This window comes from Mycobacteriales bacterium, from assembly GCA_030697205.1.
In the GTDB taxonomy this organism is placed as follows: Bacteria; Actinomycetota; Actinomycetes; order Mycobacteriales; family SCTD01; genus JAUYQP01.
Genome location: JAUYQP010000038.1, coordinates 1 through 10,152 on the forward strand (window position 1 = coordinate 1; position 10,152 = coordinate 10,152).

Consider the following 10,152-nt stretch of genomic DNA (forward strand, 5'->3'; position numbering starts at 1 on the left):
CGCCGGCGCAGGCCCCCGCGCCCGCCGTGCTGCCCGCCGGGGTCAGCGCGGTCAACCCGGTCGTCGGGCTCGGGATGTCGCCGGAGGAGCAGGCGGCCGAGCTCGCCTTCGCCGAGCAGCAGGCCCAGCGCGAGGCGGACACCCTCGCGATGTCGGCGGTCGACCAGCGCCCCGACACCGCTGCTCTCCGGCTCCTGTCGCTGCTGGCCGTGACCGGCGCCGCAGGGCTCGTCGCCCGCTCCCGGAGCCGCTCCCCGGACCGCGTCCCCATCCGCGCTCGCTGACAAGAGCGTCGCTGTCATCCCGGGTGAACCTGGGCCGGGCGTGCGGGCTCTCCAAGGCGGGACTGGCGACAGCGTTGGAGGGGTGTGCAGGTGCTGAGGAGAGCCGCGGGGCTGGCCGCTGTCGTCGTCCTCGCCGGGCTGGCGCTACCGGTGACGGCCGCGAACGGGTGCGCGGCGCGGACCAGTGAGCGCACCGGCGTGACGGGCACCTGGTCGAGCTACCAGGTGCCCGACTTCGCGCTCGGGTCCGACTCGATCAGCGCCCACGCGGTCGACGGCGACCGGTGGCTCGTCACCAACGGCACCGTCGTGCTCGACTCGCGCGACCGCGGTTGCACCTGGAACGAGCTGCTGACGCTGCCCGCCACCCCCACCACCGAGGTGCCCGCGAGCCGTGACACCGACCGGGTCAGGGCTCTCGCTGCGGCCGGCGGCCGGGTCCTGGCCACGGTCGAGCTGGGCACGGCCGACCTGCCCGACGTCATCGTCGTCAACGAGGAGTCCCCGACCGACCAGCCCGGGACGCTCGTGCTCACGGGCACCACGTCGCTCGCGGCCGGCGGCCCGCTCACCCCGCCGCTCGGTCGGCCCGGTGACCTCGTCCTCGCGCCGTCCGACGGGCGCACCGCCTACGTCGTCGCGGGCGGTCGGCTGCACGTCAGCCGTGACGCCGGGGCGAGCTGGCGGCCGGCTACCCCGCCGAGCATCGGGACCCGCAGCGATGGCGCGACGACCACCGTCGACCTCGAGCCGCCCCGGGTCGGCGACCTCGCCGTCGCGCCGCACGACGCCCTCGAGCTGTGGGTGCAGTACGCCACCGGCGTCTACGGCACGAGCGACGGCGGCGACACCTGGCAGACCGGTGCCGAGCGGCTCAGCGAGGGCACCTTCTCCGCCGTCGCGGTCGGCAGCTTCCGTGGCAGCCCACCGCGGGTCAGCGCGGTCGAGCACCTCCTCGAGGGGTTCGTGACCCGGGGCGCCGCGGTCGGGCTGTACCAGGGCGACGGCGGTCCGCTCGACGGCCGGCCCTTCACCGCGCGGGGACTCGGGGAGGTCTCCGGCACCCCGCAGTCACTGGCGTCCTCCGGACCGCGGGCCGACCTCGTCATGACGACGCTCGCCGCCGGCGCGACCGGCTCCGAGGTCTACTACCTGCTCGACGACCGGCTGCTGCGGGTCGACGAGTTCGCGCTGTCTCCGCTCGTCGACGTGCTGCGCGGCCGCGACGGCGCCTACGCCTTCCGCAGCGACCGCCGGGTGCACCGGTGGGAGCCGGACCGCGCGGGCCTGCGGACCGTCACGCTCCCCGCCCGACCGCCGGTGACGGTCGGCGTCGGCGGCATCGGTGCGCCGCTGCCGCCGCTGTCGCCGGAGACCCTGCTGTCGAGCGCCGTCGACGCCGTCCAGCTCGCGCCCGGTGCGTCGGAGAAGGTCCCGCTCGACCTGGCGCTCGGCCCGGAGCCGACCCCCGTCGACGTCTTCTTCCTCCTCGACACCTCCACGTCCATGGACGACGTCGTGGATGGCGTCGCGGAAGGCTTCGCGCAGCTGGCTCGCGACCTGGGGCGCCGTCGCATCGACGCGCAGTTCGGCCTCGGCGACTACCAGAGCTACGACGCTGTCCGCTACCGGCGGCTGCTCGACATCAGCCCACCCGGCGAGCCGCTGCGCCGGGCGCTGGAGTCGATCACGACCTCGGGTGGCGCCGAGCCGGCCTACACCGCGCTGCACCAGATGGCGACCGGCTCCGGCATCGAGGAGCCGGCCCAGGGCCAGCCGGTCGATCCGGGTCTCGGCGCGAGCTGGCGCCCGGGGTCGTTGCGCGTCGTCGTCCACGCCACCGACGAGGTGCTGCAGAAGGACCCGTCCGGGCCCGACAAGGACGAGACCATCGACGCGCTCAACGCCGACGGCGTGCGCCACGTGGGCCTGCACATCGTGCGCGACCCGCTCGCCGAGGTCACCGGCGACGGCAGCAACACGCTGTTCGACCCGGTGGCGCTGCAAAAGGGCCTCGAGGAGCTGTCCCGCGGGACCCGCACCTTCGCCCCACCCGGTGGGGTCGACTGCAACGGAGACGGCACCCGTGAGGTCGCCGGGGGTGCACCGCTGGTCTGTCGCTTCGCGTCCAACCTGCTCGGTGGCGCCATCCAGCTCGCCGACCCGCTCGTCCGGCTCATCTCGACGCTGAAGGACGAGCAGGACGTCACGGTCGCGGTCTCGCCTGCCGACGCCGCCCGCGACTTCGACGTGCGGGTCGTCGCCAACTCCGTCACCCGCGTCGACGTCAAGCGCAGCGCCGCCCTGACCTACACCCTGGAGGTCACCTGCACCTCGGCCGCGCCCGGCACGACCCGCGACCTGCAGCTGCGGCCCCGGGTCGGGGAGCGCACCGGAGTCCCGCTGCCGCTGCGGGTCGGCTGCGACCCGCTGCCCGAGGGCCAGCGGCCGGTCGTCCTCGCCCCACCGCCAGGAGCCGTCGCGCCGCAGCCGCCCGTGCTGCTCGCCCTCGCGCCCCTCCCGCCGATCCCGCCCCCGGCCCCTGCGGCCGCGCCGGCTCCTGCCCCGGCGCCGGCTCCCGGTGCTGCGGCCGTGGTCAACCCGGTCACCGGCCTCGCGATCGCGCCGTCGGACCAGGAGCTGCAGCTGGTCCTCGTCGAGCAGCGCGAGCAGCAGGAGGCCGACGAGCTCGCCATGTCGGCGTTCGACCAGCGCCCCGACACCGGTGCCCTGCGGCTCGCATCGCTGCTGCTCGTCACCGCCGGCGCCGTCGCCCTCGCCCGGCGGCGCGAGGGACAGGCAGCCGCCGCCACCCTCACGGCCCGTCACCGCCCGACCCCCTGACGCGCCGCGGCGTACTCCCTGGGGTTGGATGCGACGGTGACCTACCCCTACGAAGCCCCTGCGTCGGAGGCGCTGTTCGCCCGCGCGGGCGCCGTCATCCCCGGCGGCGTCAACTCGCCGGTGCGCGCCTTCCGCGCCGTCGGCGGGACCCCCCGCTTCATGGTGAGCGGGCGCGGCCCCTACCTTACCGACGCTGACGGCCGGGACTACGTCGACCTCGTCTGCTCGTGGGGCCCGATGATCCTCGGTCACGCGCACCCCGCGGTGGTCGAGGCGCTCGCGACGGCGGCGCAGCACGGGACGTCGTTCGGGACGCCGAGCCAGGGCGAGGTGCTGCTCGCCGAGGAGATCGTCGCGCGGGTCGCCCCCGTGGAGCAGGTGCGGCTGGTCAACTCCGGCACCGAGGCGACCATGTCGGCGATCCGACTGGCGCGCGGCTTCACCGGCCGCAGCAAGGTCGTGAAGTTCGTCGGCTGCTACCACGGCCACGTCGACGCGCTGCTCGCGTCAGCCGGGTCGGGCGTCGTCACCTTCGGACTGCCGGACACCCCGGGCGTCACCGGGGCGAGTGCCTCGGACACGATCGTGCTGCCCTACAACGACCTCGACGCGGTCCGCGCCGCCTTTGCGTCGTACGGCTCCGAGATCGCCTGTGTCATCAGCGAGGCGGCCGCGGCCAACATGGGCGTCGTGCCCCCGCAGCCGGGCTTCAACGCGGGGCTCAAGCAGATCTGCGAGGAGCACGGTGCGCTGCTCGTCCTCGACGAGGTGATGACCGGCTTCCGGGTCAGCGCTGCCGGGTGGTTCGGGCTCGACGGCGTCGCGGCCGACCTGGTCACCTTCGGCAAGGTCATGGGCGGCGGGCTGCCGGCCGCGGCCTTCGGCGGACGCCGCGACGTGATGGCCCACCTCGCCCCGGCCGGCCCGGTCTACCAGGCCGGGACCCTGTCGGGGAACCCGCTCGCGGTGGCCGCCGGTCTCACCCAGCTGCAGCACTGCACGCCCGAGGTCTACGCCCACGTCGACGCGACCGCCGCGACGGTGGCCTCGCTGGCCTCCGCGGCCCTCACCGAGGCGGGGGTCGCGCACCGGGTCAACACCGCCGGGTCGCTGTTCAGCATCTTCTTCACCGACGTCGAAGTGGTCGACTACGCGACCGCGACGCAGCAGGAGACGGCCCGCTACACCGCCTTCTTCCACGCGATGCTCGCCCACGGCGTCTACCTGCCGCCGTCGGCCTACGAGGCGTGGTTCGTCGGGGCCTCCCACGACGACACGGCGCTGGCCCGCGTCGCCGAGGCATTGCCCTACGCCGCCCGTGCGGCGGCCGCCGTATGAGGACCACTGTCCACCTGCTGCGCCACGGCGAGGTCCACAACCCCGACAAGATCCTCTACGGCCGGCTGCCCGGCTTCCGACTGTCGGAGGACGGCCAGCAGATGGCCCGCGACGCGGCGCTCGCCCTGCGCGGCCGCGACGTCGTCGAGGTCGTCAGCTCCCCGCTGCAGCGCGCGCAGGAGACCGCCGCGCCGATCGCCGCGGAGTTCGGCCTGACGGTGACGCTCGAGGACCGGCTGCTCGAGGCCACCAACGTCTTCGAGGGCAGCAAGCCCGTCGAGGACGGCGCCTGGAAGCAGCCGCAGAACTGGCACCACCTGCGCAACCCCTTCCGCCCGTCGTGGGGCGAGCCTTACGAGCAGCTCGCCCGCCGGATGCTGTCGGCGGCCGAAGCCGTCCGCGACCGCGTCGCCGGTCACGAGGCGGTCTGCGTCAGCCACCAGCTGCCTATCTACATCGCCCGCAGGTACGCCGAGGGCCGCACGCTCTGGCACCGCCCCGACCGGCGCCAGTGCGGCCTGGCCTCGCTCACCTCGCTGACGTGGGACGACCAGCGGCTCGTGGCGGTCACCTACACCGAGCCGGCCGGCCTCGCGAGCCGCCGCCCCGGCTTCGGCGCCTGACCCCGTCCGCCCCGCCTGGCCCACCTGGCCCGCCCCGCCCCGCCCCGCCCTCGACGCAAGATCAACAGGGGGGCTGCACGGGACGTGCCGGCGTGTCCCGTGCAGATGACCTGTTGATCTCCGGTGGGCCCCGGGTGCGACGCGGGTGGGGTGCGCACCGGGGAGGGCAGGATCACCGGGCTCGGGCAGGACGCCGGCGCGGGACCTGACCGATACTGGTCGGGTGCGTCGTCCCCGTGCCCTGACTGCCGTGCTGGCAGCCGCGTTGGTGCTGACGGCGCTGACGGGCTGCAGCGACGGCGGTGGCGGCACCGACCCCAAGACCCCCCAGCTCGCGCAGCTGCCCGGCGGCCCGACCGGTCTGCTGCGCGTCGAGGACCGCCCGGTCGCGCCGACGCTGCGAGGCACGACCCTGGCCGGCGACCCGCTCGACCTCGCCGACCTGCGCGGCAAGGTCGTCGTCCTCAACTTCTGGGCGTCCTGGTGCGCGCCGTGCCGCGCCGAGTCGAAGAACCTCGTCGCCGTGGCCCGCCAGACGCAAGGCGCCGGCGTGGAGTTCGTCGGGGTCAACATCAAGGACACCCGCAGCGCCGCGGCCCGCTTCGACGAGGTCAACGGCGTGACCTACCCGTCGCTGCACGACCAGCGCGGCGAGCTGCTGCTCCGCTTCCGCAGCCTCGTCCCGCAAACCCCGCCGACGACGCTGCTCATCGACCGCGAGGGCCGCATCGCGGGCCGCTTCATCCAGGCCGTCACCGAGACCGAGCTGCTCGGCCCGGTGCAGGTCCTCGCCCAGGAGGCGTGATGGGGGTCGCGGACTCCTTCGTCGACGCCGTCACCGACGGCCCGCTGCTGCTCGCGCTGCCGGTCGCCGCGGCCGCCGGCCTCATCAGCTTCCTGTCGCCGTGCGTCCTGCCGCTCGTGCCCGGCTACCTCTCCTACGTCACCGGCCTGTCCGGCGCCGACCTGGGAGCAGAAGCGAGGAGTACGCCGACAACGCCCGTCCCCTCGGCGTCCGGTGCGGTCGCCGTCGAGGCTCCGCCCGCCCCGACGCGCACCGGCCCGAGCGCCCGGACCCGCGGCCGGATCCTCGCCGGCAGCGTGCTGTTCGTCCTCGGCTTCAGCGCGGTCTTCGTCAGCACCGGCCTGGTCTTCGGCGGCCTGGGCGCGCAGCTGGCCGCCAACCGCGACGTCATCGACCGGGTCCTCGGCGTGCTGACCATCGTGATGGGGCTGGCCTTCATGGGCCTGCTGCCCGGGATGCAGCGCGAGCTGCGCTTCCACCCCACGCTGCCCGACGCGGGGCTGCTCGGCGCCCCGGTGCTCGGCGTGCTCTTCGGCGTCGGCTGGACCCCGTGCCTCGGCCCGACCCTCGCGGCCGTCCAGACGCTGGCCTTCACCCAGGGCAGCGCCAACCGTGGCGCGATCCTCACCGCCGCCTACTGCCTCGGCCTCGGCATCCCCTTCGTCCTCACCGGCCTGGCCTTCCGCCGCGCGCTCGGCGCCTTCGGGTGGGTGAAGCAGCACTACGCCGTCGTCCAGCGCGTCGGCGGCGCCATGCTCGTGGTCGTCGGACTGCTGCTCGTCAGCGGTGTCTGGGCCGAGCTGGTCCGCGACCTGCAGCGCCTGGTCAACAGCAGCGAGACCCTGGTCTGACATGACGACCACCGCGCCCGACGGCGCCGTCGACTCAGCCGAGTCCGCTGCCGACTCCGCGGCCACCCGGCTCACGACGCAGCCCGCGCCGCCGCCGGCCGCACAGGCCCAGCAGTCGCTGCTCGTCTCCGCGCGGCGCGGGTGGCGGCTGCTCACCAGCATGCGCACCGCGCTACTGCTGCTGTTCCTGCTCGCCGTCGCCGCGGTGCCCGGCAGCTTCCTGCCGCAGCGCAGCATCAACCCGCTGCGGGTCGACGACTACCTCGTCACCCACCCGACGCTCGGCCCCCTGCTCGACCGGCTGCAGATGTTCGACGTCTTCTCCTCGGCGTGGTTCGCCTCGATCTACCTGCTGCTGTTCGTGAGCCTCGTCGGCTGCCTCGTCCCGCGGATCCGGCTGCACGCGCGCGCCCTGGTCCGCAAGCCCCCCGCAGCCCCGGCCCGCTTCGGCCGGCTGCCCGCCCACGCGACCGTCACCGTCACAGCCACCCCCGAGGACGCCCTCGCCCTGGCCCGCCGCCAGCTCCGCGGCTGGCGGGTCGTGCGGCGCGGCGACGCCCTGTCGGCGGAGAAGGGCTACCTGCGCGAGACCGGCAACCTGCTCTTCCACGTCTCGCTCGTCGCCCTGCTCGTCGGCATCGCGATGGGCTCGCTCGGCGGCTTCCGCGGGACCGTCCTCGTCACCGAGGGCAACGGCTTCGCCAACACCGTCTTCGCCTTCGACGACATCACCCCGGGCAGCCGCTTCGACGCCGAGGACCTGGTGCCCTTCGCGGTGTCGCTCGAGGAGTTCCGGGCCACCTACAACGACGCGGGCCAGGCGCTGACCTTCAACGCCGACGTCACCTGGAACCGCCCGGACGGCCCCGTCCAGCGCCACGACCTGCGCGTCAACCACCCGCTCTCGGTCGACGGCGCACGGGTCTACCTCATCGGTCACGGCTACTCACCGCGGGTCGTCGTACGCGATGCCCAGGGCGAGATCGCCTTCGACCAGGCCGTGCCGTGCCTGCCGCAGGACCCCGTCACCTTCGTGAGCAGCTGCACCGTCAAGGTGCCCGACGCGCGCCCCGAGCAGGTCGCCTTCGAGGGCATCTTCACCCCGACGACCGTGCAGGACCCGCTCTCGAGCCGGGTCACCTCGGTGCACCCCGACGACAAGGCCCCCGCCCTGACCGTCCTCGGCTACCGCGGCAACCTCGGCCTCGACGCCGGCGTCCCGAAGTCGGTCTACTCCCTCGACAAGCAGCGCCTCGACCCGGTCGACAACGGCATCGCCCACAAGCTCGACGTCGGCGACACCTGGACCATGCCGGGCGGCGGCTCGATCACCCTGGTCGGCGTCGACGAGTGGGTCACCCTGCAGGTCACCCAGGACCCGGGCAAGTGGGTGGCCCTCGTAGCGAGTACGACGATGATCCTCGGGCTGATGCTCTCGCTGTTCGTGCGCCGTCGCCGTGTGTGGGTGCGGGTCGCCCCGGCAGGCGCGGACGCCGGCCCGGCGGCTACCGTGATGGAGGTCGGCGGGCTCGCCCGCACCGACCCGGACCGCTTCGCCGCGGAGTTCGGCGAGCTCGTGCAGGCGCTCTCACAGGAGGAACAGCCTCGTGGCTGAGCTCAGCGACACGCTGCTGTTCATCGCGGTCGTGGTCTACGCCCTCGCGATGCTCGGCTTCGCCGGCGACGGCGCGTCCCGCCAGGCCCGCAAGCAGGGGGCCTCAGCCGAGAAGGCCCGCGTCCCTGCCCTCGTCGGCGGTCCCGGTGAACCGCCTGCCCCGCCCGCCCTGCCGCCGGTCTCGCTGGCCAAGCCCTCCCGCGGTGTCGCCGGCACGCTCGCCGTCTGGCTCACCGCCGGTGGCGCGGTCGTGCACACCGGCTCGGTCGTGGCCCGCGGCATCGCGGCCGACCGGGTGCCGTGGGGCAACATGTACGAGTTCTCCAGCGCGACCGCGCTCGCCGCCGTACTCGCCTTCCTGGCCCTGCTCGCGACCCGTCGCGTCGAGCGCTCTGTCGGGGCCTTCGTCATGGTGCCCGTCGTGCTCTACCTCGGGCTCGCGGGCACGCTGCTCTACACCGAGGCCGGGCCGCTCGTGCCGGCCCTCAACAGCTACTGGATCAAGATCCACGTCATCGCGGCGGTCATCGCCTCCGGGGCCTTCCTGCTGTCCGGTGTCGTCGCGCTGCTCTTCCTCGTGCGCCACCGCTACGACGAGACGACCGCGCTGCTGCTCGCCGACCCGCGCGCCACGCGGCCAGGGCTCATCAGCCGCAAGGCCCGCCCGGTGACGCTGGCCTTCCCGATCACGCTCGGCCGCTCCCTGCCGGCCGCGTCGACCCTCGATCGCTCGGCGTACGCCGTCATCGCCTTCTCGTTCCCGATCTGGACCTTCGCGATCGTGGCCGGGGCGATCTGGGCCGAGGGCGCGTGGGGCCGCTACTGGGGCTGGGACCCCAAGGAGACCTGGTCGTTCATCACCTGGGTCCTCTACGCCGGCTACCTGCACGCCCGCGCGACCGCCGGGTGGAAGGGCGCGAAGGCCGCCTGGATCGCGGTCGCCGCGGCGGTCGCCCTGATCATCGACTACTACGTCGTCAACATCTTCGTGGTCGGCCTGCACTCCTACGCCTGACGCGCACCCGCCGCCCCTCCCGCGCCGTGATCAACGCGGGCAACACCTCACTTGCGCCGGCCCGGAACCGAGGTGTTCCTCACCTTGATCACCGGTTGGAGCGCAGGGGTGGTCGGGTGGTCGGGTGGTCGGTCAGGTCGTGAGACCCGCGCCGCCACCGCTCTCGTCGTCGCGGATCCGCTTCGCCCGCTCCTCGGCCTGACGCCGCTGTGACTCGGCCCGGTCGCGCAGGCCCTTCAGGAACGCCTCGTCGTCGTCGGGGTTCTGCGAGACAGCGCGGCCGGGTCGGTCGTACTCCGCCGGGACCCCGCGGTTGCCCTTGTAGGGCATCCGGGTCGAGCCGGCCCGCTGCGGGCGGCCCGCGACCAGCCACGCAATGCCGCCGACGATCGGGAACACCAGCACGAGCAGCAGCCAGAGCAGCTTGGGCAGGTTGCGGATCTCCGACTCGGGCGTGGTGATCACGTTGAGCGCGCAGTAGACCACCATGCACAGCTCGACGACGAACAAGAACCCGTAGCCGTAGAGCACGTCACACCCCTCTGGTCGAGCGTTACCGCCACGCTACTGGGAGACTTGGGGGCGTGGCCTACTCCGACCTGCGTGACTTCCTGCGCGACCTCGAGCGCGAGGGCGACCTCGCCCGCATCGGCGCCCCCGTGGACCCCTACCTCGAAGTCACCGAGATCGTCACGCGGGGGTCCGCGAGCAGGTACGGCCTGTGACCGCCCCGCCCGCCCCGCCCGCCCCCGCCCCGCCCGCCCCGCCCGCCCCCGC

The 10,152-nt window shown here is 74.1% G+C and carries 10 protein-coding genes; 9 read left to right on the forward strand and 1 reads right to left on the reverse strand.

Features of this window, described 5'->3' with window-relative positions; genetic code table 11:
- The 8 genes from Q8R60_11985 to ccsB all read left to right on the forward strand — a co-directional run.
- Positions 1-284: hypothetical protein (locus Q8R60_11985; GenBank protein MDP3713187.1), on the forward strand; the 284-nt coding region annotated here is incomplete at its 5' end.
- Between the two features lie 90 nt (positions 285-374).
- Entirely contained in the window at positions 375-3,128 is a 2,754-nt protein-coding gene (locus Q8R60_11990; GenBank protein MDP3713188.1) for a VWA domain-containing protein, read from the forward strand.
- A 36-nt stretch (positions 3,129-3,164) separates the two neighbouring features.
- Positions 3,165-4,466: a glutamate-1-semialdehyde 2,1-aminomutase gene (hemL, locus tag Q8R60_11995; GenBank protein ID MDP3713189.1), complete on the forward strand. Its 1,302-nt coding sequence runs from the start codon at positions 3,165-3,167 to the stop codon at positions 4,464-4,466.
- Positions 4,463-5,089 (forward strand): histidine phosphatase family protein, encoded by a 627-nt coding sequence (locus Q8R60_12000; GenBank protein ID MDP3713190.1) that lies wholly within the window; start codon positions 4,463-4,465, stop codon positions 5,087-5,089. The genes hemL and Q8R60_12000 overlap by 4 nt, the downstream gene beginning before the upstream one ends.
- Before the next feature lie 223 nt (positions 5,090-5,312).
- Positions 5,313-5,894, forward strand: a complete 582-nt coding sequence (locus Q8R60_12005; protein ID MDP3713191.1) for a TlpA disulfide reductase family protein — start codon at positions 5,313-5,315, stop codon at positions 5,892-5,894.
- The gene (locus Q8R60_12010; GenBank protein MDP3713192.1) at positions 5,894-6,745 is read left to right on the forward strand and encodes a cytochrome c biogenesis protein CcdA; all 852 of its coding nucleotides are present in this window, start codon (positions 5,894-5,896) and stop codon (positions 6,743-6,745) included. The genes Q8R60_12005 and Q8R60_12010 overlap by 1 nt, the downstream gene beginning before the upstream one ends.
- Before the next feature lies 1 nt (position 6,746).
- Positions 6,747-8,360, forward strand: coding sequence for a cytochrome c biogenesis protein ResB (locus Q8R60_12015; GenBank protein MDP3713193.1), 1,614 nt, complete (start codon positions 6,747-6,749; stop codon positions 8,358-8,360).
- Complete coding sequence (gene ccsB / locus Q8R60_12020) at positions 8,353-9,375, forward strand: c-type cytochrome biogenesis protein CcsB (GenBank protein MDP3713194.1); 1,023 nt, start codon at positions 8,353-8,355, stop codon at positions 9,373-9,375. The genes Q8R60_12015 and ccsB overlap by 8 nt, the downstream gene beginning before the upstream one ends.
- A gap of 132 nt (positions 9,376-9,507) precedes the next feature.
- Here ccsB and Q8R60_12025 read toward each other — a convergent pair whose 3' ends face one another.
- Complete coding sequence (locus Q8R60_12025; GenBank protein ID MDP3713195.1) at positions 9,508-9,906, reverse strand: PLDc N-terminal domain-containing protein; 399 nt, start codon at positions 9,904-9,906, stop codon at positions 9,508-9,510.
- Positions 9,907-9,959: 53 nt separating this feature from the next.
- On the opposite strand from Q8R60_12025, the gene Q8R60_12030 reads away from it, so the two are divergent.
- Positions 9,960-10,100, forward strand: coding sequence for a UbiD family decarboxylase (locus Q8R60_12030; protein MDP3713196.1), 141 nt, complete (start codon positions 9,960-9,962; stop codon positions 10,098-10,100).
- The last annotated feature ends 52 nt before the right edge of the window (positions 10,101-10,152 follow it).

What these genes read in the sequence shown, in the direction of transcription:
- Q8R60_12000 (MDP3713190.1), top strand. Translation starts at nt 4,463, where the DNA reads ATGAGGACCACTGTCCACCTGCTGCGCCACGGCGAGGTCCACAACCCC.
- Q8R60_12010 (MDP3713192.1), top strand. Translation starts at nt 5,894, where the DNA reads ATGGGGGTCGCGGACTCCTTCGTCGACGCCGTCACCGACGGCCCGCTG.
- Q8R60_12015 (MDP3713193.1), top strand. Translation starts at nt 6,747, where the DNA reads ATGACGACCACCGCGCCCGACGGCGCCGTCGACTCAGCCGAGTCCGCT.